The organism is Methylophaga sp. UBA678 (assembly GCF_002299105.1).
GTDB classification, from domain to species: Bacteria; Pseudomonadota; Gammaproteobacteria; order Nitrosococcales; family Methylophagaceae; genus Methylophaga; species Methylophaga marina.
Genome location: NZ_DBNG01000024.1, coordinates 43,151 through 67,902 on the forward strand (window position 1 = coordinate 43,151; position 24,752 = coordinate 67,902).

Sequence of the window (24,752 nt, forward strand, 5' to 3'; positions counted from 1 at the left end):
AAGCCCCAACCCGAAGGTTGAGGCTCTTTTATTAAGCTTTGAATCAATTCAAATGAATTGTTTCAGATTAGCTTACCAGCTGATGAAACCACCAACAGATAATACATCAACTTCATCATCAGATGATTGGTTGTGGTATTCAGTTTCCATTTGTGAGTATTCAGCAACCAATTTCAAGTTAGCTGTTACATCATGGTAGATACCAATAGTTGCCATAGAGTTAGTATCTAAGTCAGCAGCATCACCAAGGCTAGCGTTGGTGTTGTCTCTATCTAAAGTAGATTCACCGTAAGAAGCGGCAACAAATGTTTGGCCACCAAAACGGTAACCTAACTGTGCGTAGTAACCATCACCGTCACGTGCGCTACCATTTGTGTTGAAAGCGCCAGTGCCTAAACCGTTAACGCCTTGACCTTTGCTGTCATAGTAAGTAGCAACTGCTTCAAAACCACCGAAGATTAATTGACCACCAACAGTGTATGCATCAGAAGTTTCGCTACCTGTAGCATTGCTGTAACGAACGTCTTGAGTCATACCATCTAACCACAGTTTCATAGAACCGCCGTCAAATGCAGTAGCGTAGCTTAAAGATGCTTCATAACGAGCGTCTTTTTCAAAACCAGTACCAGTCGCTTGTAAAAAGTCATCAGAATCAGCAACAGCAATCGCTGCTTTGAAACCATTCATATCAGGAGTGGTGTAACGGATTTGTGAGCGCCAGTTAGCGTACTCATAACCCCAACCGATACGACCTAAAGAAGTTGTTCCAGTGTTTTGATCGCCAGCTGCTGTGACGCCAGTCGCACCTACACCGTATAAAGTTTGGTCTAACAGGATGTTGTTAGCTGCATAAAGGCCTAGACCTTTACCTAACATGATTTGACCAAATGAACCGTCAACAGTTGCAAATGCTTCACGTTGTTCCATAGCGTCGTTACCGCCTTGGTTTTCGTTGAAGTAGCTGCCATTGTTAGTTGATGGTGAGATAGAAACACGTGCTGCAACTTTAAGGCCATTGATTTCAGGCATTGCCACGTTAAAACCAAAGAATGTAGGTAACAGACCGTTAGCTACTTGTTGGTTGTTTTGATCGAAACCACCGTTAGCGCTGTCTTGGTCGCTAGCGATGAAGAACTGGTTGATGTTACCGTCAACGCTGAATTCGTAGCCGTTTTCACCACCGACAACGATTGTTGCGTTAGCTGCACCAGCAGCTGTTAATGCTGCTGCACCGACTAAAGAAGCCAGTGTTGATTTTTTTAATAATTTCATTCTGTTTCACCTTCTAATTGTTAACAGATTACTTTAAGTCTCTCTCGTAACCGGATATGTCTCGGTTGTTAGCTATTTTGCATATAAAAAAATCTAATGCAACACTTTTACAACAATTTTTTTTATTTTGACGAGAAAATCACATTTCTGTGTTTTTTTTACCACAGCGTTGGTGATGTCTGCTATGCGAAATAGCGGAATAATGCGTGATAGGTGTTGCTATGGGGATAAGAATTTATTGTGGAAATTATGCAACAAAAGTGACAGGCAATAAAAAACCCAGTTTCTTTTCAGAAGTCTGGGTTTTTTATAATTCGTGGTGGCTCGACCTGGAATCGAACCAGGGACACAGGGATTTTCAATCCCTTGCTCTACCAACTGAGCTATCGAGCCGATAAGGGTGCGTATTAAACCTTCTGACAGGTGTGATGTCAAGGGGAAATCATCATTAATTCTATTCCATACTTGTCCGCTTCAGTGGGGCATGCTCTAATGACCAGCTATTTTTATTGATTATTCAATGGATAACTGAATGTCGGCATCAAATAAGAAGTGGTTATGGGCATTGATCATTCTAACTGCTCTCGCGGTTATTTTCGTCGGGTCGTTTTGGGATAAATCGTGGAACGAGCGACTCGAAGAGTTGGTTTCCAGTCATCAGCAGTTTGAGGATGATGATGACAGTGAAGAGGAAGAGAATGCTAACCAGCCGCTCATCGTCACGCTAGCGGATGAAACGATTCCCTACGCGGGCATTGACACGCTCACACTACACAAAACGCTCTTGTTTCCTGAGTTTAAGGCTTATGCAGAAGTCGTGGATATCCGCGAACTGATTCAATGGCGTGCGCGATTAAATCAGCTACGATCGGCCGTCACGATTGCAAGCGTGACTGAAAAGGCAGACCGATTGGAGTGGGAAAGACTGAAGAAGCTGGCAAAGGGAACCGGCAGTGTGGCCAGTAAGAATGTGATCTATGCGGAAACCAGCTGGCGTGAAGCCAAGGCCAATCTTGACTCTGCGGCATTTCAGCTTGAAGACGCAAAAACAGAGTTGATTCAAAGCTGGGGTGAATCCATTGCGAACTGGGTTATGGATAAATCTTCGAAAGAGCTGGAAAGATTAATTAATCGTCATGACACATTATTAATGGTGACACTGCCTATCGAGTCATCGTTGCCAGCAGATGTGAATGTGATTCGAGTCTCTCGTGCGGGGGACCGCGCTTCTGCAAGAAAAGCTTATTTCGTTTCCCCAGCCTATGTCAGTGCAAAACAAATTCAGGGTGAAACGTATTATTTCCGAATTGCGACCGGCAAGCTTCGTTTAGGTATGCGTTTGGATGCCTGGATTCCAGAAAATAGTGATCCTGATTCAGGCTTTCATATTCCAGACGAGGCTATTGTCTGGTATTCGGGACAGCCTTGGGCTTACATCCAATTGAATGAAGCAAGCTACAAACGTATACCTTTAAGTGAGGGCAAGTTGGTCGCTGGCGGTATATTTACACAAAGCGAATTTGAGGAAGGTAATGAGGTCGTGATTTCAGGGGCTCAAATGTTGTTATCAGAAGAGTTCCGCTGGCAGATTCATGATGAGGACGATGATGATTAAATGCCGCTTCTGTTTTAGTCAGCTGATTAAGGTGAGTCTGCATGCTATCTAAAGTCGTTGCTTTTTCGGTACGCTTTCGTGGCGTGGTGGTCGCTCTGGCTTCGATGTTACTTATTTATGGTGTCTATAAGTTATCTAACTCCAGCTTAGATATTTTTCCAGAGTTCGCCCCTAAACAGGTCATCATTCAAACAGAAGCCCAAGGCCTAACGGCTGAGCAAGTAGAAGTCTTGGTGACGCAGCCTTTAGAAAACGCGCTGGGTGGTCTAGTGGGGATGGAATCAATCCGTTCTCAGTCTATACCCAGTCTTTCGGTGTTGACGCTAACCTTTTACGACAATACGGATATTTATCTGGACAGGCAGTTAGTATCTGAGCGCTTATTGGGGTTAAAAGAAGTCTTACCGGCTGGCGTGGGCGCTCCATTGATGGTGCCATTAGAATCCTCATCCGGCACGATTATGACCATAGGACTGACGTCTGATTCGCAAGACTTGATGACATTGCGCTCGCTTGTAGACTGGACATTGGCTCCCAGGTTGCTGAGCGTCGATGGCGTGGCAGATATTAATGTGTTTGGCGGTCATGAGCGTCAATTACAAATTCAGATAAAACCCGACAAATTAGCGAAATATGGTATTTCGATCGATGAAGTGACGACAGTCGCGCAGCAAGCTACCGGCATTATGGGCACCGGCTTTGTTGAAAACCAGAATCAACGAATGACCATTCAAGTCAGCGGACAACCGCTCAATGCCACACAGCTAGCCAAAGTTGTAGTGAGAAAAGAAGGTAATACTGTTCTGCGACTGGGTGATATTGCGTCTGTAAAAGAAGCGCCAGCACCAACCATTGGTGGTGCTGCTATCAGTGGTAAACCTGCCGTTGTGTTAATGGTCATTGGTCAATACAAAGCGAATACACTGGCAGTAACCGAAGGCATTGAGGCTGCTTTAGATGAGTTCAAAGATGGTTTCGGTGCTGAAGGCATTACCTTGCATGATGATTTATTCCGACCTGCAAACTATATCCAGACATCACTCGTCAATATCCAAGAACATTTGATGGTCGGTGGTGGACTGGTCATGCTGGTGCTGATTTTATTTTTATTTAATATCCGTACCGCTGTCATTTCAATGACGGCCATCCCTTTGTCTTTATTTGCAGCCATGATTGTCTTGCTGGAATTTGGCATCAATATCAATATTATGGTCCTGGGGGGGCTGGCCATCGCTCTCGGGGAAGTGGTCGATGATGCCATCATTGATACCGAAAATATTTTTCGTCGATTAAGGCAAAATGCCCTGCTAGCAGCACCTAAGCCCACCATGGAAGTGGTGTATGAAGCGTCAATGGAAGTAAGAAGTTCAGTGGTTTATGCCAGCTTTATTGTGATGCTGGTCTTTGTGCCATTATTGACATTAAGTGGGGTTGCCGGTCGTATGTTTGAGCCATTGGGTGAAGCTTATATTCTGGCCATTTTTGCCTCACTAGCCGTGGCATTGACGGTCACGCCAGCGCTTTGTCATATCTTGCTGACCCGAGCAGGAGATGTCAGTCATGACGAGCCACCCTTGATTCGAATGATCAAACCTATTTATGGTCGTGTGCTATCTGCGATAAGCCACTTTCCAAGACTAACCTTGCTTGGTGTTCTGGGTTTCTGCGTAGCGGGCTTATCGATATTACCCTTCTTAGGAGGCAGCTTTTTACCGGAACTTCGTGAAGGTCATTATATTATTCATACCGCGAGCGTACCAGGTACATCTATAGAAGAGTCGTTGCGAATAGGTGGTCGTATAGAGCAGCGGGTGGCGGAAATACCCGGTGTACGTTCAACCTCACAATGGGCGGGAAGAGCAGAACGTGGTGCCGATACGTTTGGCACACACTATAGTGAATATGAAGTGGATCTTGAGCCGATGGACGGGCCTTCTCAGCAGCGGATACTGGATGAAATTCGTGAAATATTAGAAGCGTTTCCCGGCGTGAACTCGGAGGTGAATACGTTTTTAACAGAACGTATTGATGAAACTATTTCTGGTTATACCTCACCCATTGTCGTCAATATATATGGCAAGAACCTAGATGCGTTGGACCAGACTGCACAAGAAGTGGCAGAAGTTATGAGGGATATTGATGGCGCCGCTGATGTTCAGCTTCGAGCCCCTCCCGGCGAACCACAGCTTGAAGTGCGGCTGGATTTAGACAAGCTGGCTTATTGGGGCTTGCGTCCTGCAGAAGTGATGCAGGCAGTGAGAACGGGGTTTGATGGGGCTGTTGTAGGCCAAGTCTATGAAGGCAATCAGGTGTTTGATGTGGTGGTTGTGTTACCTGAAGAACTGCGTAAACAACCTCAGCAGTTAAGAGCCTTACCCATACAGACGCCAGAAGGTGTGATGTTACGCTTACAGGACATTGCGGTGATTCAGCAGGTCTCGGGACGCCATATGATTCAGCATCGTGGGTCACAGCGTTTGCAAACGGTCACGGCTAATGTCACTGACCGTGATCTGAGTTCTTTTTTTGCTGAGCTGAAACAACGTGTACATGATGAAGTCGCTTTCACCGCAGATATCTATCCTGAGTTTACTGGTGCGGCAGTGGCACAAGCGCAGTCACGTGAGGATTTGATTGTGCATTCCACCTTGGCAGGCCTGGCTGTTTTGTTATTGCTTTACGTGGCCTTACAAAGCTTTCGCAATATGATATTGGTATTGATTAATTTACCGTTTTCTCTAGTCGGCGGTGTGCTGGCCGTGGTTTTAACCAACGGCGTGTTGTCGATTGGTTCATTAGTCGGTTTCGTGACGCTATTTGGTATCACATTGCGTAATGCCATTATGCTGGTGTCACATTACCAATACATGGTGACAGAAGAGGGCGCGGCCTGGAATCTGGATACTGCCATCCGAGGGGCACAAGAACGCTTACCATCAATACTCATTACGGCTTTGGTCACAGCGCTCGCCATGTTACCCATAGCGATAAACTCGGATAGCCCTGGCCGTGAGATTATGGGGCCGATGGCCAGTATTATTATCGGTGGTTTGATTTCTTCCACGGTATTAAATTTATTGGTATTGCCAAGTGTCATGCTTCGCTACGGACGATTCAAAACCAGCAGAGAAGCGCAGCTCTGAGCACCGATTAATCAAATGGAATTAAAAAGGCGATACCAATAATCAGTAACACCACGACAAAAAAAGCAATTTCTATAATCATCAGTGAATAGCAAAGGTTTGTGCTTGCTCATTGCGTTGATCGGCAAAGAACTGATAAATGTCTTTTAGCTCCTTAGAGGAGAAATGAATCAATATCAGTTGCTGTCCTGGGTAGATTAAATCTGGATTATGTCCCATCGTGCTGGTGGTGTAGTTATAGATATAGCTAGACTCCACTTTATTGTTTAACACCTTGCCAAGAAATGAGCTCAATCCGGTAGGTAGCGGTTCATCGGCATCAGCAGGAATGGTGACTCTGACTAAATCTTTATTGATACCTTCAAGTGCCAGACCCTGACGAAAACGTTGGATCAAGCCAGACTGAATAATCCCCCATAAACCTTGACGATCGGCCTCAGTCACACGATGCAGATAGAATAGAGCACTGTCCTCTAAACCACCCGATTTGACGATGTCGTTAACTGACAACTCGATAGAGCCTTTATCTATTTCCGCTTCAAGCAGGCGATCTTCAGGTAAATCTGATTGTGATAATTGGCCAATGGTCGTTTTCTTCTGTACATCTTGCTCAGTAATCACCGTAATAGGTGCACTTTTGTCGACATTATCAGCGTTGAGCAAATCAATAAGCGGCCGCTGTTGTCGACTGCCATCGGCTTGTTCAATAGTGACAAAGGTATTTTTATCTTCAGTAGTGTCATCAAGCGCTTGTAATGTCGTTTGTTGCTTTTCAGTTTCTGTGTATTTTATGGTGACTGGGGTGTCTGCGCTCAGACTTTTATCAGCAAGTAACTGACCGATGGTCGTCTCACGTTTTTCTATTTTGGGGATCACAATAGTGCCATCTTTCCGCACGAACTCACCTTGTTTGTCATTTAACGTCACGGCTTTACTACCCAGATGATCCACAAATTGTTCTGCTTCTTTTTCTATGATGGCTTGCTGATCTTCGGTAGGTGAGACAGGTTCAATAGTCACTTCTTCTATTTCTGGATCTTCGATTTCTATCGGTGGCGAAACCGTGTGTTCCGTGCGGGAGGGTTGTAAGTCTGCAAAGAGTAAATAGGCCAGACCCAGCAGTACCATTAAAGCTAGGATTGCAGGGACAAGGGATGGAACTGATCGGGCAGACTTAGCCATAAAATTTCTCTCTGGATTAGTGTCATTATTATTTAAGACGAGAATAAGCCAGTCAGTAAGGCGGGATCAAGTTTCTGATAGCAGTCTGTTTTATCGATTTTATTATTTAACACGCATTCAATAATAGATTTCGCCTGTTCAGGACTATGAACCGGGTTATCTGGTAATAACTGCATTAATGCATCTGTTATTAATGAGGCATGATCACTGTTTTCAGTTTCAAGTACAGTGGCTAAACGATGAACCAATTCTGGAAGGCCGACTTGTGATAACAGAAAGGGGATACGTTTAATGGTCAGAGTCTCATTGTCGGTTTCAAACTCAATACCGAACGCAGATAAATCTGTTTTATAGCGTTGGAATTGGCCGATTTGAGCAGTAGAAATAGGCAAGCGTACAGGCACTAAAATCGGTCTGGAGGTCAGGTTTTTCTGATCAATCGCTTGTTTAAGTTGTTGCTGGCGAATCTTTTTGTCTGCTCGTTGAAGATCAATCAATGCTGGCTCTGGCGTATTCAGAACCATAAACCGGCCATGTAAGATTGAGGCTGATGACCAATTAATGGTCTCAGGTAATGACTTAACAGCTTTAGCCTTGTCTACAGATGTGCTTTCTGCCTGATAAGTTGACGCCTGCTCATTCACCTGTTCGGAATCTGGCAAACTTAACTCTGTCTGGAGCTTATCTGGTGCCGGTGTTTCTGCTATAGCCTCCTGAATGGCTTTGTTTATCAGGCCGTGAATCAAACGTGCATCTCTAAAACGGACTTCATGTTTAGTCGGGTGTACATTGACATCCACTCGGTCCAGAGGCATGTTCAAATACAGCACGTATGCCGCCTGACGTCCGGGTGGAAGCCGATCTCCATAGGCTTGGCGTATGGCATGATTAATCACCCGATCTTTGATGACACGACCATTAATAAAAAAGTATTGCACATCAGTTTGAGCGCGATGGGCGGAGGCTTTACTCACCCAGCCTGATAAATGAATATCTTCAAAGGATTGTTCTAGATAGTTGGCCTGACGAACAAAAGCCTGACCACAGATTTTTGCCAGTCGTTGAGGATATAAATCGGCTGATTTGAGTGCGGGTAGTTTGATATAACTTTGCTCATCAAAGCGTGCACTGAACCCAATATCAAATCGACTCAAAGCGAGTCGATAGAAAGTTGTCATTAGATGATGAAGCTCTGTTTTATCACTTCGCAGAAAGCGGCGACGCGCGGGCAAATTAAAAAAGAGCTCTGCTACGCTCACGGTTGTCCCATCAGGATGAGCAGCAGGTTCCGGCTCTAGCTTATCGGATCGCACTTGCCAGGCACATGGCTGTTCTGCTTGTTTTGACGTGAGACTCAAACGTGTGACAGAGGCAATACTGGGTAAGGCTTCACCGCGAAACCCCAAGCTGCCAATCACACTGAGTTGTTCGCTACTATGTAATTTACTGGTGGCATGCCGGCTTAAGGCAAGTGCTAAATCATCAGGATGAATGCCAGCGCCGTTATCAGTGACTTTTATAAGCTGATTGCCCGCACCCTCGATCACGATATCTACTTGAGTTGCACCTGCATCAATACTGTTTTCAACGAGCTCCTTAAGTACTGAAGCTGGACGCTCAACTACTTCGCCAGCAGCAATTTGGTTGGCTAGGTGAAGAGGTAGGGCGTGAATTCTGGTCGCGTTCATACGCTAAAGTTTAACGTATGAGCGGCAAGAGGTTTAGGGGATTTTTAATACATCGCCAACGTGAATTTCGGAGGAAGCCAGATTATTCACCGATTTGATATCGGCCATCTTCACGCGATAACGCTGAGCAATCATGCTCAGAGTATCACCGCGACTGACAATATGTTGTTGTGGCAGGCTAGTGCCGGGAATCGGGTTTTGTTGGAAATAATTACGAATGCCGACCATCATGGCGTGAGCCAATTTATTCTGATGACTAGCATTTTTGAGTTTCCTTTCCTCTTCTGGATTAGAAATAAAGGCTGTTTCGACCAGAATAGAGGGGATATCAGGCGATTTGAGCACCACAAAAGCAGCGGATTCGACGTGTTTTTTGTGAACATGACCGACACGTTTAAGACCTGACAAGACAGTCTGACCGACTTCCAAACTGCCCTCCAAGCTGGCTGTTTGAGACAGATCAAGTAAGACCGACGCCAATAAATCATCCTTATCTTCCAGGCTGATGCCTCCGGCTAAATCAGCCGCATTTTCTCTGTCTGCAAGAATCTGCGCTGCTTCACTACTCGCACCACGACTGGATAAAACATAGACAGACGATCCTCGGGCTTTGCGATTGGTGAAAGCGTCAGCATGGATGGAAATGAACATGTCAGCACCGTTTTCCCGAGCGCGGCGGATACGCTGTCGCAAACTGATAAATACATCACTGTCTCGGGTTAAATACGAACGCATTCCAGGCTCTTGATCCACTAGTTTGGCCAGTCGTTTTCCGATAGCGAGCACCACGTCTTTCTCTTTAGTGCCGTGAGCACCTACTGCGCCAGAATCCTGACCACCATGTCCAGGATCAATGGCTACAACAATATCTCTACGCGGTAGAATTTTATTGGTTTTGATGACTTTTTGTTCTTGTTCAACCTTATTCTGAGCAGCCTCCGAAGGCGTGTTCAAGGCTTCTTCTTTGACTTCAGCAATAGATTGTTTGAGCTGTTTCTGTGTGTACAGAAGATCAACCACTAAGCGGTTAGGGTAGTTTTTCTGCGGTGGTAGCGTTTGGGTTTGGTATTTCACCTCATGGGCTAAATCCAATACCACGCGTAATGTATTTTGATCATAGGCGGCATAGCGCACGGCTTTTATTGGGGTATTTATCAACGATGGAATCGTCAACTTATCACGTTGTTGAAAGCCTTTTAAGTCAATGACCAGACGATCGGGGTTGGCTAAAGTAAATGCGTTGTAACTGACTTTGTTATCAAGATCAAATACTAAGCGTGCACTCTGATTATCTGAAGACACGCGCAGACCTTGAATGGCATCAGCCCATGTTGGCGCTGTAAAAAATAGCAGAAAAAAACTTAGTAGGAGACGGACCATCTCAACACCCTTATGATCACTTGGCCGTTATTTTCTCTTTGCTTAAAATTAAAATCAAGTTTTCTTTCTAAATAAATGAGATACAAGGGAAAGTTGAACTATTTGTGAAGTTTTCCACAGACTTCTTCACCCAAAGCTGTCATTGCTTGAATCTCTACCTGTCTTCCGGTTGATTGGTACGATAAGTGAATCATCAGGTCGGGCGCTGGTAAAAAATCCTGACCGCGTTGCGCCCATTCAATCAATGATATGGCATTGTTATGAAAGTAATCATCGATACCCATAAATTCAAGCTCACCGGGATCGCTGAGACGATATAAATCAAAGTGGTAAATATCCCTGTGATCAAGCTGGTAGTGTTCAACAAGAGTATAGGTGGGACTTTTGACATTACCCTGATGCCCAAGCGCTTGCACAAAGCCTCTGGTGAAGGTCGTTTTTCCTGCGCCCAGTTCACCTTCTAGATGAATGGTGAAGAGCTTGTCAGGCATCAGCATGGCAAGGTCTCTACCCAGGCTGAGGGTCGCTTGTTCGTTATCAAGATATCTATGCACGTTCTTTTCTTATTTTAAATTCAACAGATGACGAAGATGAGGTAATAAGTCTAATGCGAGTAATCCCCGTTCTCCATGTTCTTTGGCTGCTCTGTCAGCGGCCATGCCATGAAGTATGACACCAAGACTGGCAGCATCAAAGAGTGACATTTTCTGTGCAAGTAAGCCACCGATAATACCGGTCAATGCATCGCCCATTCCCCCACTTGCCATACCAGGATTGCCTACCGTTGATACTAGTGTGGTGCTGCCATCACAAATCAATGACCCTGATCCTTTAAGCACAACAACTCCCCCGTATTTTTGCTGAATAAGTTTCACAGCATGAAAGCGGTCTGCTTCTATTTCACTGCTGCTCATACCCAACAATCTGCCTGCTTCACCAGGATGAGGCGTCAGAATCCAGTTTGATTTGTAAACAGGACGCTGACTGAGTAAATTTAGGGCATCTGCATCCATGACCATCGGTTTTTCTACTTCGAGAAGTGAATTAAACATGGGGGTAGACCAAGTATCTTGACCTAAACCCGGGCCAAAACTTATTACTGAGGCTTTCTCTAATAACTTTGCTAAATCAGTCGCTGAATCTATTGCGCTCACCATTAATTCAGGACGGTCAAGATTCAGCCAGTGAGCATGCTCAGGATGTGTAGCAACACTGATAAGTCCTGCTCCAGTACGGGCTCCAGATTCAGCACAAATTCTCGCAGCACCTGACATGCCACGATTGCCACCCACGACCAGTAAATGACCAAAGTCCCCTTTATGAGCTGAACGCGCTCTTGGTTTTAATTGTGGTTTATAGTGCTCGAAGCGGGCGAGTTGGCTTGATGTAGGTAATGTTTTATATAGGCTCTCTGGTGTTTCTAAATCATCAAAATAAATGCGTCCGCTATAGTGTGGACCGTCTCCCGTGAACAAGCCTTGGTTCAATCCCAGAAAGCTCACGGTGATATCCGCTTTCACAGCGATGCCCATGACTTTTCCGGTATCCGCATTAAGGCCTGAGGCGATATCGATCGATAAAATGCGAGCCTGAACCGTGTTATTGATGGCGGCGATAGCTTCTGCATAATGACTTGTTACAGGGCGATCCAAGCCTGTACCGAACAGCGCGTCAACAATGACATCGGTCTCCGCAACTTGATCACTAAAAGCTTGAGGCTTATGACCTGTACTTAAAAAGCCTTGTCTCGCATGGGCGGCTTCATCACTCATTTTATCAGGCTGACCCAGCTCGATAAGGTCGACAAGGAAACCTTTATTAATCGCCTGATGAGCAAGGTCATACCCATCCCCACCGTTATTCCCTGCTCCGCAAAATACGGTGATATGTTTGGCTTGTGGCCAAGACCTCATCAAAATATCCAGTGCGGCTTTTGCTGCACGAGACATGAGTTCGCTACCGCTAATGTGATGGTCTTCAATGATGGTGCGATCAATTTCACGTGTTTGCGCGGCAGTATATAAACGATCCGGCAAGATGTGCATAAGTCGATCCCCTCTAATTCAATCCCGACAGCTTATAATAGGTTTATGGACAAACAAAACACTGACATCGAATGGCAGGATTTTATCTTACGTATGCAACGTTGGGCGCGTTCGCTGGGATTTCAGGCGCTGGGTGTCACTGATCTTGATTTGTCAGAGGCAGATCAGCGATTACAAAACTGGCTGGAAAAAGGCTTTCATGGTGACATGGGCTTTATGGAAAAGCATGGTAGTAAACGGACTCACCCAGCCCAATTAGTTGAAGGCACAGTCAGTATTATCAGTGTCAGAATGGATTATTGGCCGGGAGAAGCAGCCGAGCCCTGGTCCGTGCTTGATGATGATGAGAAAGCCTTTATTTCCCGTTATGCTTTGGGTCGTGATTATCATAAATTGATGCGAAAACGCCTGGCCAAACTTGCCCAGCACATTCAAAAAGAAGTCGGCGAGTTTGGTTATCGTGTTTTTACAGATAGTGCACCGGTGATGGAAAAAGCAATCGCGGAAAAAGCTGGGCTGGGGTGGATAGGCAAACACAGCAATGTGCTAAATCGTGATCATGGCTCATACTTTTTCCTGGGTGAAATTTATACCGACCTACCATTGCCACCAACACCGTCAGTAACCGCTCACTGCGGTAGCTGTACCGCCTGTATCGATATTTGCCCAACACGAGCCATTGTAGCGCCCTATGAAGTCGATGCACGTCGATGTATTTCTTACTTAACCATTGAATTGCGCGGTTCGATTCCGGAAGAGTTCAGACCTTTAATGGGTAACCGGATTTATGGCTGTGATGATTGCCAGTTGGTCTGTCCATGGAATAAGTATGCTCAGGCGACCACAGAGTCAGACTATTCACCCCGAGAGGGCTTAGATGCGCCGCAGCTTGTTGATTTGTTTCTGTGGTCTGAGCAAACCTTTTTGTCACGCCTGGAAGGGAGTCCTATCCGGCGAATTGGCTATGACTGCTGGTTACGAAATATTGCTGTTGCTCTGGGTAATGCCAAAACCAGTCCGTCAGTCATTGAGGCATTAATGACTCGTTCAAATCAGGTGTCAGATATGGTCCAAGAGCATATTGATTGGGCATTACAGCAGCATAAGATGTCATAAAGCTGTCATTGATACACTTTACACTCAGCGTGTTTTTGACTGCTGAGAAGTTAAGTGAAGTTATCGTTTGTATCCCGCCTGATTAGTTTTGTTATTGTTTTTGCACTCATATTATCGGCTGTTGTTGCTGTCTGGGGTTGGTATCAACTCGATAAGCCTTATCAAATCACTCAGGAATTTAAGCAATATCGAAATGTGTTTGATATTGATACACGTATTTTGCTGGAACGTTATTTAGCCTCGGGCCAGGCCAATTTACTTCAGGATGCAGAAAATCAGCTCGATGCAATGAAAACAAAAACGTTTGACTGGCTGAGTGAGTCGGATAATACAGCCATACAGAGTGGTATCGATGCATTGCAGTCAGAAGTTCAACAAGTGCGCTCTGCAGGCAAACTTTCAGCTAATCCTCAAACCTTGTTAATGAATAACGAGCGGGAACGTAACGGTGACTTACTGAGCTTGAATCGTTATGCAGAAAAAGCACAATCTACCCCAGCCTGGCAGATTGCGGATTTTCTTCAGAAGCTGGTGGATCTTGAGCATAGCCTGAATCAAATCTCTTTATATCGACAGCGATATCTTGAGACCCAGGATAAAGCGATTGAGAAAACCTTATTGGACGAAAATCAGCATTTCGCAGAGTTGGTTAAGCAACTGGAAGCCATGCCGCGATTTGGTATCTACACAGAGGTAGATGAAGAGGCATTAATCCCACAAGAGCCCGATGAGATCGGCGATCTCAGTATTGCTTCTTTACATAGCCTGACTCAGCGTTACGAAAAAGAAATCCGCAATACCCAGGCCATGCAGCAACAAGTCATGGCAAGCAGAGAAGACTTGAATCAAGAAATGCTGGCTTTTCAAGCGATGCTGGCTGACTATGAGAGCAAAATTAGCCAGATAAAGGCGGATATTACGCAACGCTTGCAGTGGTTAGTATTGCTGGCACTTGTCTTTATTATCCCTGCGCTTTGTCTACAGTTTGTCATGCAAAATCGTTTGATGCGTTTTTTGCTCAAACTTGATGGCTTTTTTAAAGCCATGCTTGGTGGTCATTATCAGCAGAGTTTGACTTCTGAACTGGCTTTTAGTGAGACCAACTCCGTTGTCGAGGCAGCACTTCACTTGCAGCAGTATCTCGGCGATTTGATTGATAAATTAGACCATCAGGCGCAAACGTTGATTAACGCCAGTCGAACCTTGCAAGAGGAGTCCGAAGCTACTTCGACACTGACGCAACAGCAACAACATACGACTGATCAGGTGGCTACCGCCGTTATGCAGTTATCATATTCATTTAAGGAGGTCGCCAATAACGCGACAGATGCATCAGAGTTTGCTGGGCAAGCAAACGAAGCCACATATTCTGCTCGGCATAAGCTCAGCCTGGCATCAACGGCGACACAACAACTTGCTACGGATTTACTTGATGCAGAAACGGTTATTCATCGTCTTGAACAAAATAGTCAAAATATTCAGTCTGTACTGGAAGTCATTCAGGGTGTGGCAGAACAAACCAATTTATTAGCATTAAATGCGGCTATTGAGGCCGCCAGAGCCGGTGAACATGGCAGAGGTTTTGCCGTTGTGGCAGACGAAGTTCGATTGTTGGCATCGAGAACCACTGAATCAACGGAAGAAATTAAAGCGATTATTGAGCAACTCGCTACTTCCGGTGTGGAGGCGACCAGTATTGTTGGTCGCCAAAGTGCTGCCGCAAAACGTTGCGCAGCACAGACCGATGAAGCGAATCTCGCCATGGCACCCGTTGTTTCGGCAATGGATAATATTACGCAAATGAATTCATCGATTGCTACGGCTACGCAACAGCAAACGGCGACCGTTGATGACATTGCCCGCGCGGCAGAGCAGATTAAATCAAGTTCAATTGATGTGAATCAACATATTGTGGGTATTGGTCAGTCTGGAAGAGGCTTAACGACTATCAGTGAAGAGCTGAAACTATTAGTGGTGGCCTTAAAGCAGTGATCAGGATATAGGTTGAGCAGCCAATGGCAGTTCAAACCAAAAGGTTGAACCAAGCTGTTCTTTACTTTGATAACCAATTCGTCCACCCATTGCTTCAATGAGTTTTTTGGTGATAACCAGGCCTACACCACTGCCTTCTGTTGTCGAATTTTCTTGCCCTAATCGAGAAAAACTAGAAAACAATAATTGCTGATTTTCATGGGAAATACCTGGCCCGGTATCAATCACCAGCACACGAAGTGAATCTGTCTGCTTTTTATATTCCAACATTAAACTGCCTTCCGGTCGGTTATATTTGATGGCATTACTCAACAAATTAATCAGGATTTGTTTTAAGCGCATAGGATCAGCATTGACATAAACCTTGGGATCGTCGGCGATAAAGAGTTTGATTTGTTTCTGCCTCGCTAAGCTATCCACCAGTGACAGACAATCTGTGACGGTGTTGCCCATATGGGTGGGCTTTAATTTTAAATCCAGGTGACCACTTTCCACTTTTGCCAGATCAAGCACCTGATTAACTAATGTTAGTAGGTGCTTACTTGCTTTCATGATGTGGTCAAGGCTCTCGGCCTGTTGCGAATGCGGGGGCGATTTTGGATCCGTTCTGAGTAATTGTGTAAAACCCAATATGGCATTCAGAGGGGTTCTTAACTCATGGCTCATACTGGATAAAAACTCTGTCTTGGCCCGATTGGCCGTTTCAGCGAGTTCTTTTGCTTGTTGAAGCGCAGAGGTCTGTTGTTGAAGTATTTTGGTTAAATAGAGTGACTGCCAATACTCTGCGTTAGCACGAGATGCTTGTATCAGCAAAAAAATCATATACGAAATCAGTCCAAATAAAATACTCACTGTACTCAGGTTCCATTTGAGCATGGTTGATACGATGATGGGCAGAAAAATCATGCATAAATACATTCGAGCCAGCTTTTTCCAGATAAACAGGCTAGTCAATGCACCTGCACCTATACCAATGGTAAACATCAGTACGACCATATTAGTAAATAAGGTTTGATACAGGTAGAGGCAAACCGCGACGTAAATACCCCAAGTCAGAGCTGAGAAAAAGAACACCACAAAAAGCTGTTTTAGTTTCATGTCTACAGCATGTGGTGTGTTCAGGATGGAGAAGACAACGTACAGGCGGCATAAAAAGAGGAGGCCCATCAACCCAAATAAAAAATAGGTAAAAAAGGGGGCATCATTCATGATCGGCGAATAATAGGCGGAAATAAGCAGAGCTAAAAACACGATCAGGCCGCCGGATATAGTGCGTTTGGCCAGATCTTTTGCCGCTTGTTGCTTAACTTGTTTTAAGGCATCTGAGTCCAGCTCTGGCAGAGCGGGATCAACATAGCCGTGTGATTCGCCATAGAACATCAGCGAATCATATGTCAATTTCGACGAATTTCAAATACTTAAAAAGCGTCTCCGCTGTCTACTTCAATGAGTCGAATGCAGAGATCGCCTCTTGTCTGGCTTTTTTGTAATCTATGATTGGTTCAGGGTAATCACATTCTTTTCGTTGTGCCGAGCTTGGTGCATGTATCTGTTTTGCTGAAAGAGACTTTAACTCTGGTACAAAGCGTCGAATAAATTCACCATCAGGATCAAACTTTTCAGATTGCCGCTGAGGATTAAATACTCTGAAATACGGGGCAGCATCACAACCTGTGGAGGCACTCCATTGCCAGCCACCATTATTTGCCGCAAACTCACCATCAATCAGGGTTTGCATGAAATATTTTTCCCCTTTGCGCCAGTCGATAAACAAAAGTTTGGTTAAAAAACTGGCCGCAACCATGCGTAAGCGGTTATGCATCCAGCCGGTTTGATTTAATTGGCGCATGGCCGCATCCACAATCGGAAAGCCCGTTTTGCCTTCACACCAGGCCTCAAATGCCGATTCGCTGTCATTCCAGACCAGATTTTCCGTTTCTGGTTTGAAGGGCTTTTCTTTATTAAGATCGGGGAAATGCGTGAGTAATTGTCGGTAAAAGTCACGCCAAGCTAATTCTCTTAGCCAGTCATTATCCTGCCAGTGCAGATTCTGCTCCGCGCAATAATATTGAATAGTATGTAGAAGGCGTCTCGGACCCAAACGACCCATCGCTAGATACGGTGACAGAGTGCTGGTCGCCGGTGTGGCTGGCATGTCACGCTTTTCTGGGTAGGCTTTAAGTTTTTTCTGACAAAACTGCTGTAGCTTTTGCAGGATGTCTGATTCTTCAGCCAGCCATAGATCTTCGCGATAGTCGCCAGCCCAGTCAGGCTTTATATCGTTGACTTTTATCGGCTTACCTTGCTTTTCTGGTTCATCAAATGGAGGGCGTGCCCGGTCTTCAAGAATCGTACGCCAACGACGATAGTAGGGAGTAAATACCTTATAAGGTTCGTCCTGTTGAGTCAGTACTGGAATCGGTACAAGCAGATCAGACTCAAGGGCATGACATTCGATATGGTTGGCTAATAAAGTCTGTCCAACCTGTTCATCACGTCTGCACTCATCCAAGGCGGTTTCTTGCTGAAACCAGACAGACTCAATCTTATTTTCTTCACAAAACTGACTTAAAGCAGCGGGGACATCAACAAAATAATCCACCTCTAACAGCGTGAATTGAATGCCTTTCTTGGCGAGGCTTTGATTTAAATCATTCAGTGAGGCTGCTTTCAAACCAAGTTTGGCGTCAGATTCATTATGTTGCAGCCATTGTTTGGGTGTCGCAATAAACAAAACCTGAATATCGCCACGCTGCTGTGCTAAAGCGAAGGCAGGATTATCATCTAAACGTAGAGCATTTCTTAACCAGACTAAATGTGATGCTGACATTAGGTGTCCTTATGCTTTTTGTCGATATGCTGAAATAACCATGCGGCTCGTTCACGGATGGCGTGTTGTTCTGTGTGTGATTTTTTTTCCCAGTTTTTTGCTTGCATCGCCAGACGTGGGTTGTGACTAATGAGGTCATTATGCTGATCGATAAAATACCAATACAAGGTGGTAAAAGGGCAGGCTTTATCACCAGAAGCCTGTTTTGGGTCGAATGGACAATGCTGACAGTAGTTTGACATGCGGTTGATATAAGCACCGCTGGCAATATAGGGTTTACTGCCGACAATACCGCCATCAGCGTATTGACTCATACCTAGCGTGTTCGGCACTTCTACCCAACTGACGGCATCAACGTACATGCCCAGATACCATTGATGAATGTGTTTGGGGTCGACTTGCCACAACAGAGCAAATAAGCCCGTTACCATAAGCCGCTGAATGTGATGCCCGTAACCATAATCAATGACTTGTTTTAAGGCTTGATGCAAACAATGCATATCCGTATCTGCTGTCCAGTAAAACGCAGGTAAATCACGTTTGGCGTTCAGCGCATTAAACTGAAGCCAATCTTTTCGATGTGCCCAATATAAGCCCCTGACATATTCTCGCCAGCCCAATATTTGTCGAATAAAACCTTCTACCGCGTTGAGAGGTGCTTTGTTTTTTTGATAAACCTCTTCTGCAGCATCGATCACTTCCTGCGGATCTAACAGTTTAAGGTTTAAGCTGGCCGATAAGCGCGCGTGATATAAAAAAGGCTGATCCGTCCACATGGCATCTTGGTAATCGCCGAATGAAGGCAGATAGTGGTCGATAAAATGACGTAATTGAATCAACGCCTGGCGACGAGTAACTGGCCAGTTAAACGTATCGAGCTTGCCTGGCAGTTGTGAGAAGTGTTTCTCTACGATGTCGATAACATCCTGTGTGATGTCATCGACAGAATAGTTTGGATTCTCTTTGATTGGGTCTGGACCATGTTTCGCAAAGCTTTGCCGGTTCGATTTATCAAAATTCCATTGCCCGCCAGTGGGTTTGTCCTGCTCCATCAGAATGTGGCGTGACTCACGTAAATGGCGATACCAGTATTCCATGGTGGGTTTTTTACGTTGTTTTAACCACTGACTGAACTCGCCACGTTTGGCGATGAAATGTTTGTCTTCTAACCAGTCTATCTTTAAACGATGTTGTTTTACGATGTGTTCAATTTCCTGCATAACCAGATAATCGCCAGGTAATACGCAACGTATTTCCGTAATGTCGTGCTGATTAAATGTATGAGTTAAAACCTCGGAAAACGAGTTGAAGCCATCCGTGATGCGATAATAGATGACATCAAACGCTTTTTTTTCTATCTCTTTAGCAAAGTGCCGCATGGCAGAGAGGAAGATAACGGTTCTGTTTTTATTCGATGCTGGCTGCAGAGAGGCTTGAGCGACTTCTGCCATCCAGAAAATATCAGTGGTTTTATCAACACCTTGCCAGATAAGGCTATTCCAATTGAGTTGGTCGCCTAGAATGATATTCAGCCTCACCCGTGTTACCCCCAACTATTCATGGAAACACTGGCTGAATTTTCCAGAGGATGAGTCCTGAGATAGGGAAAGTGACTCAGTTTCGTAGGGGCCAGGAAGCGTAATAAAATTTTATAGGTATCAATATCAAAGAAGATCGAATCCTGCGGCTGCTTCAACAACCGGGTGTTTGGCGTGTTATGACTGTCTACCTGTCCCAGATAACACCATTGATCGATAAGATGAAAATGACTATCGACGCCGTTGTTCATTGGAGATTGTTCTTCCACAATAATTGGCGTTGACCATGGCCATTGCTGATTTTTGATGTGGGTCAAGGCCATATCGACACGTAGATTATAAAGCTTTGCTTGCTCTTTACCACAACAGGCACCGAGACATTTTTTTAGCTGATAACTAAAACAAGGGCCGGATGCTTTCTTTTCTATGTGGCAGAGACGTTGGCATAGTTTGTATTGAGAGATGAGGTCTAATAACTTGGTTTGTGCTTGTTTTTTACTGCGAAACAGCCCGTATTTGCTAGTAATATCAGAAGCATCCCTCATATCAGCCAGCATAATATCTAATTCAGCATAGCCGTCTTTGTTAAGCGTTTTGTTGATTTGATACAGTTTTTTTATTTTGGTTTGGCGTCGGTTGTAACGCGGCGAAGTTTGTTTGATGTAGCTGTTTTCCAATAACTGAGCGCCAAAATCAGAGGGTGTTTCAATCCAATCGATATGATGTAACTGCTGGCTGATATCAAGTTCTTTGTGATGCCGATGATCTGCTGAAAAATGGCTGAGTACACGCTCCTTAATATTGACAGATTTACCGATGTAGAGCAGTGTGCCGCCTTCATCATAGAACTGATAAATACCCGGCTTTTCGGGTAATTTCTGTATAAGCGTATTATCAAGATGGCTCGGTAGGCTGGGTCGTTTTAATATATCGGCAATTGTCTGCTGGATGACTGCTGCATCGATTTGTTGTTGGATGAGAGTGAAATACGTCAGAATAACTTCCGTATCAGCCATTGCTCGATGCCGATCTTTCACGGCAATCTGATGGCGCTGGATGATTTTATCCAGGCTATGCCCTTGATGTTGAGGGAAAAGTCGTCGGCTGAGTTTTACCGAGCACAGTGTTTTGGCTGAATAATCATAGCCTGCGCATTTAAATTCCTGCTTGAGAAAACTGTAGTCAAAACGGGCATTGTGAGCAACCAGAATAACGTTTTTCAGACGTTGGTATAAGGATTCTGCTATATCCTCAAAGGCGGGAGCATCAGCCACCATCTCATCATCGATGCCTGTGATTTTGTGAATCCATGGTGGGATGGGACGCCCAGGATTAATTAAGCTTTGCCAGCGCGACTGAACTTCACCGTCTTTAATCTCAATCAGTCCTATTTCAGTAATGCGATCCCGACTGGCCCGACCACCGGTGGTTTCACAGTCCAATAAAATCATGTGCTCAGGGAAACAAGTCAACTTAGTCATGATGCGAGACGGATGAACGGGTATGTCGACGACAGCGTTGTGAACAATAGACGACATTATCCCAATTTCGCTGCCATTTTTTACGCCATGTAAACGGCCTTTGACAGATAGGACAAATTTTGACGGGGAGTGTGGCTTTGGTGTGTGTCACAACTATTCACTAAATAATTTCACAGATAGCTTGTCGTGCTATCTGTGAAATCAATGTGAACAGCTTATTCTGCTTCAGGAAGCTTAATAAAGAGTTCGCGGTAATGTTCTAATTCGCGAATAGAGTCTTTGATGTCATCCATAGCAAGATGTGATGAACGTTTTTTAAAACTTTTTTCGACCTTAGGAGCCCAGCGTCGAGCCAGTTCTTTAAGGCTGCTGACATCAAGGTTGCGGTAATGAAAATAGGCTTCCAGATCAGGCATGCATCGAGCCAGGAATCGGCGATCCTGACAGATGCTGTTTCCGCACATTGGCGAGACACCAGCAGGAACGTATTTTTTCAGAAATTCAATGGTCTGTTGTTCAGCATCCGCTTCATTAAGTGTGCTGTTACGAACACGCTCAACCAAACCGGATTTGCCATGCTGGCGGGTATTCCACTCATCCATGCCATCAAGAATAGCATCGTCTTGATGAATGGCTAATATCGGGCCTTCTGCTAACACATTGAGATGTGCATCTGTCACAATGGTGGCTATTTCAATGATATAGTCATTATTAGTATCAAGACCGGTCATTTCCAGATCGATCCAGATGAGATTGTTTTTACTTTTGGCCATGGGCTCCGTCTTTTTTTTGAGTTGGACTTAGACTGGTTGAACTTACTTGCCTGTGATTGTATCAAAGGCTACTCTGCATGACATTTTATAAAGATTCAAATTGGATAGATATTTATGAACGAATTTAGCTGGATATTTTTAGCGGCTTTGTTTTTGATGACAGCAACTGAACTCTGGTTATCAATGCGTCAAGGTAAACATGTTCAGGCGCATCGTAATAAAGTGCCAAAAGCATTTGAAGAACAGATTAGTCTTAGCGCTCACCAAAAAGCGGCAGATTATACTGTGGCAAAAGGTCGCTTTGGTCGCAAAGAAAATGTCTATGGCGTGATTATCCTGCTGGCATGGACATTTGGCGGTGGTCTGTCCTTACTCTCGACAGCTTGGGATGGACTGGGTCTATCGCCCATGCTGACCGGCATATTATTCCTATTGAGCTTTATTGTCATTGGTTCATTATTAGACTTACCATTTTCTTATTACAGAACATTTGTTTTAGAGGATAAGTTTGGTTTCAACCGTAATACCCCGGCTCTGTTCTTCTCTGACTTTATTAAACAAACATTGTTGACCCTTATCATGGGTGCCTTATTGATTTGGATCGCCTTGTGGATGATGCAAAGTACAGGTGAATTCTGGTGGCTGTATCTTTGGGCGGCTTGGATTGGCTTTGCCTTGTTTATGATGTGGGCTTATCCTGCCTTTATTGCCCCTTTGTTCAATAAATTTACGCCACTGGAGGATGCCAATTTACAGCAACGTGTGGAAAATTTATTAGCCCGGTGTGGTTTCAAAAGCCAAGGTATTTTTGTGATGGATGGTTCACGTCGCAGCGGTCATGGCAACGCTTACTTCACAGGACTGGGAAGTAATAAACGCATTGTTTTCTTCGATACTTTACTCAACACCTTAAATGAAGACCAAATTGAAGCTGTATTAGCGCACGAGTTGGGCCATTTCCGTCGCAAGCATGTGGTCAAAAATATGGTGGTGATGGCTGTGATTAGTTTGATTGGTCTGGCATTGCTGGGCTGGGCATCAAATCAGACCTGGTTCTATGAAGGCTTGGGGGTTAGCCAGCAGTCGAATGCTATGGCACTTGCCTTGTTCATGTTAGTCATCCCCGTATTTATGTTCTTTTTACACCCACTGATGACATCCTTGTCTCGTAAATATGAGTATGAAGCCGATGCCTATGCTGCCTCGGTATCAAGTGCAGATGATCTGATCGCGGCATTGGTGGCGTTATATAAAGAAAATGCCAGTACCTTAACTCCGGATCCACTGGTTTCTGCTGTTTATGATTCGCATCCTCCGGCGGCTATGCGGATTGCTCACTTACAAACGAACTCTGCCTGATATGTTGCAAAAAACAGTGACCTTTTTTGGCGGACTGGTGTTATGCACTATCGTGCATGCCAATGGTAAACAGTTGCATGATGCTGCTTGCTTGCAGTGTCATGCATCATTGAGCGGTGGTGATGCATACCAGTTATACAGCCGAGATGAGAAAAATATTAAAAGTATAGCCGCGCTTGAGAAGCGTGTTTCGTATTGTGCTAAAGCAGCTGATGTTAGCTGGAATGAGCAACAAAAACGCGCGGTGGTTGATTATTTAAATTCGACTTTTTATCACCTTAAATAAAATTCACTTGATTACGGCCGTCTGCTTTTGAACGATAAAGCGCCTGATCAGCACGTTCAATCAAACTAATCGGTGTATCGTTGTTTTGATAAGTGCTGATGCCTGCAGACACTGTCACTTGTCCGATAGACTCATGGCTGCCTTTTTTCTTCAGGCGGCTTGCCGCAAATTTCTCACGAATCTTTTCCGTGATCATAAAGGTCTCTTCGAGACTGCAATGAACAAATAGCATAGCCAATTCTTCACCGCCAAAGCGAGCCGCAATATGAATGTCATTAGAGTGACTTTTTAATAGTGAGGCAAAAAACTGCAGGACTTTATCACCCAGTAAATGTCCAAAACTGTCATTCAGCCGTTTGAACTTATCGATATCGAATAAAACAAGACTAAACGCATGACCTTTGCTACATAGCTTTTGAAGCTCATTATCAAAAGCTCCCCGATTAAGCAGCCCCGTTAGACTATCTGTTCTTGCCATTTCTTTAACAGCTTCCAACTCTTGTCTGAGTTTCATTATCTCTTCTGTTGAGCGCGTCAATTCAGTCTTTAGCTCACCACTGCTATTGGTAATTTGTTGGGTATTGGTCAAGATCTGGCTGACCAGCGTTTTTAGTTCATCAATATCATTACAGCTTTCAAGTTTTACCTGGCTTTGAGTGAGGCCTTCATTACATTCTGAGGCTGCAGCTTCAACTCTACTGATATTTTCCAGCGTATTATCAACAACCAGCTTCAGCCCATTATTCGTATTACTGAGACGTTCAGGCATGCCCATCAGCACATATTTCTCATAAAGATATTGTGTCACTTCCGGGGTAATGGGGTCATTTTTCTTTAAACGGGTATCAATGCTGTTCACCAAATCCTGATTGTCACCTGACACATATTCGTACCAGACGGCATAGTTCACGGGGGTGATCGGCGTCTGGTAACGATTAGCCAGTAATAAGCTCTGACGAAGATTTTCTGAGGCTTGTTGAAACGCGTGTTGATAAACAGGGGGGAACGATAAAGTTTTGCTCACTTGCTATATTCCATGTTGGCAACTCTTT

Annotated in this window: 19 protein-coding genes and 1 tRNA gene; 6 read left to right on the plus strand and 14 right to left on the minus strand. The window is 44.6% G+C overall.

Going from position 1 to position 24,752, the window contains the following annotated elements; translation table 11 throughout:
* Positions 1 to 72: 72 nt before the first annotated feature.
* Together B3014_RS11980 and B3014_RS11985 are read right to left on the minus strand one after the other, a co-directional pair.
* Complete coding sequence (locus tag B3014_RS11980; protein WP_289245366.1) at positions 73 to 1,272, minus strand: porin; 1,200 nt, start codon at positions 1,270 to 1,272, stop codon at positions 73 to 75.
* 317 nt (positions 1,273 to 1,589) lie between these two features.
* Positions 1,590 to 1,665 (minus strand) — tRNA-Phe (locus B3014_RS11985).
* 139 nt (positions 1,666 to 1,804) lie between these two features.
* Here B3014_RS11985 and B3014_RS11990 point away from each other — a divergent pair.
* Together B3014_RS11990 and B3014_RS11995 are read left to right on the plus strand one after the other, a co-directional pair.
* Positions 1,805 to 2,887 (plus strand): hypothetical protein, encoded by a 1,083-nt coding sequence (locus tag B3014_RS11990; RefSeq protein WP_289244537.1) that lies wholly within the window; start codon positions 1,805 to 1,807, stop codon positions 2,885 to 2,887.
* A gap of 41 nt (positions 2,888 to 2,928) precedes the next feature.
* Entirely contained in the window at positions 2,929 to 6,030 is a 3,102-nt protein-coding gene (locus B3014_RS11995) for an efflux RND transporter permease subunit (RefSeq protein ID WP_289244536.1), read from the plus strand.
* 81 nt (positions 6,031 to 6,111) lie between these two features.
* Here B3014_RS11995 and B3014_RS12000 read toward each other — a convergent pair whose 3' ends face one another.
* From B3014_RS12000 to B3014_RS12020, 5 genes are all read right to left on the minus strand, one after another.
* A complete protein-coding gene (locus tag B3014_RS12000) occupies positions 6,112 to 7,212 on the minus strand; it encodes a hypothetical protein (protein WP_289244535.1) in 1,101 nt (366 codons plus the stop codon).
* Positions 7,213 to 7,244: 32 nt separating this feature from the next.
* A complete protein-coding gene (mutL, locus tag B3014_RS12005; RefSeq protein WP_289244534.1) occupies positions 7,245 to 8,900 on the minus strand; it encodes a DNA mismatch repair endonuclease MutL in 1,656 nt (551 codons plus the stop codon).
* A gap of 33 nt (positions 8,901 to 8,933) precedes the next feature.
* Positions 8,934 to 10,280, minus strand: a complete 1,347-nt coding sequence (locus B3014_RS12010) for an N-acetylmuramoyl-L-alanine amidase (RefSeq protein ID WP_289244533.1) — start codon at positions 10,278 to 10,280, stop codon at positions 8,934 to 8,936.
* Positions 10,281 to 10,378: 98 nt separating this feature from the next.
* Complete coding sequence (gene tsaE, locus B3014_RS12015) at positions 10,379 to 10,834, minus strand: tRNA (adenosine(37)-N6)-threonylcarbamoyltransferase complex ATPase subunit type 1 TsaE (protein ID WP_289244532.1); 456 nt, start codon at positions 10,832 to 10,834, stop codon at positions 10,379 to 10,381.
* Between the two features lie 9 nt (positions 10,835 to 10,843).
* Positions 10,844 to 12,325, minus strand: coding sequence for an NAD(P)H-hydrate dehydratase (locus B3014_RS12020; RefSeq protein WP_289244531.1), 1,482 nt, complete (start codon positions 12,323 to 12,325; stop codon positions 10,844 to 10,846).
* 45 nt (positions 12,326 to 12,370) lie between these two features.
* Between B3014_RS12020 and queG the strand changes: the two genes are divergently transcribed.
* Positions 12,371 to 13,441: a tRNA epoxyqueuosine(34) reductase QueG gene (gene queG, locus B3014_RS12025; protein ID WP_289244530.1), complete on the plus strand. Its 1,071-nt coding sequence runs from the start codon at positions 12,371 to 12,373 to the stop codon at positions 13,439 to 13,441.
* Positions 13,442 to 13,495: 54 nt separating this feature from the next.
* Positions 13,496 to 15,433 carry a methyl-accepting chemotaxis protein gene (locus tag B3014_RS12030; protein WP_289244529.1) on the plus strand — a complete coding sequence of 646 codons (1,938 nt, stop codon included), beginning with the start codon at positions 13,496 to 13,498 and terminating at the stop codon, positions 15,431 to 15,433.
* On the opposite strand, the gene B3014_RS12035 is transcribed toward B3014_RS12030, so the two are convergent.
* The 6 genes from B3014_RS12035 to orn all read right to left on the minus strand — a co-directional run bounded on the left by B3014_RS12035 (position 15,434) and on the right by orn (position 22,055).
* Positions 15,434 to 16,813 (minus strand): sensor histidine kinase, encoded by a 1,380-nt coding sequence (locus tag B3014_RS12035; RefSeq protein WP_289244528.1) that lies wholly within the window; start codon positions 16,811 to 16,813, stop codon positions 15,434 to 15,436.
* Positions 16,814 to 16,871: 58 nt separating this feature from the next.
* Complete coding sequence (gene phrB, locus B3014_RS12040; protein ID WP_289244527.1) at positions 16,872 to 18,263, minus strand: deoxyribodipyrimidine photo-lyase; 1,392 nt, start codon at positions 18,261 to 18,263, stop codon at positions 16,872 to 16,874.
* On the minus strand, positions 18,263 to 19,801 hold the full coding sequence (locus B3014_RS12045) for a cryptochrome/photolyase family protein (RefSeq protein ID WP_289244526.1): 1,539 nt from the start codon (positions 19,799 to 19,801) through the stop codon (positions 18,263 to 18,265). The genes phrB and B3014_RS12045 overlap by 1 nt, the downstream gene beginning before the upstream one ends.
* A gap of 5 nt (positions 19,802 to 19,806) precedes the next feature.
* The gene (locus B3014_RS12050; RefSeq protein WP_289244525.1) at positions 19,807 to 21,339 is read right to left on the minus strand and encodes an exonuclease domain-containing protein; all 1,533 of its coding nucleotides are present in this window, start codon (positions 21,337 to 21,339) and stop codon (positions 19,807 to 19,809) included.
* Positions 21,275 to 21,433 (minus strand): DUF2256 domain-containing protein, encoded by a 159-nt coding sequence (locus B3014_RS12055; protein ID WP_289244524.1) that lies wholly within the window; start codon positions 21,431 to 21,433, stop codon positions 21,275 to 21,277. Before B3014_RS12055 ends, B3014_RS12050 begins: the two co-directional genes overlap by 65 nt.
* A gap of 64 nt (positions 21,434 to 21,497) precedes the next feature.
* A complete protein-coding gene (orn, locus tag B3014_RS12060) occupies positions 21,498 to 22,055 on the minus strand; it encodes an oligoribonuclease (RefSeq protein ID WP_289244523.1) in 558 nt (185 codons plus the stop codon).
* Positions 22,056 to 22,169: 114 nt separating this feature from the next.
* On the opposite strand from orn, the gene B3014_RS12065 reads away from it, so the two are divergent.
* Positions 22,170 to 23,414, plus strand: coding sequence for a M48 family metallopeptidase (locus B3014_RS12065; RefSeq protein ID WP_289244522.1), 1,245 nt, complete (start codon positions 22,170 to 22,172; stop codon positions 23,412 to 23,414).
* Position 23,415: 1 nt separating this feature from the next.
* Positions 23,416 to 23,700 (plus strand): hypothetical protein, encoded by a 285-nt coding sequence (locus B3014_RS12070; RefSeq protein ID WP_289244521.1) that lies wholly within the window; start codon positions 23,416 to 23,418, stop codon positions 23,698 to 23,700.
* Here the strand turns inward: B3014_RS12070 and B3014_RS12075 are convergent.
* On the minus strand, positions 23,693 to 24,724 hold the full coding sequence (locus tag B3014_RS12075) for a GGDEF domain-containing protein (protein WP_289244520.1): 1,032 nt from the start codon (positions 24,722 to 24,724) through the stop codon (positions 23,693 to 23,695). The genes B3014_RS12070 and B3014_RS12075 overlap by 8 nt on opposite strands.
* Between the last annotated feature and the right edge of the window lie 28 nt (positions 24,725 to 24,752).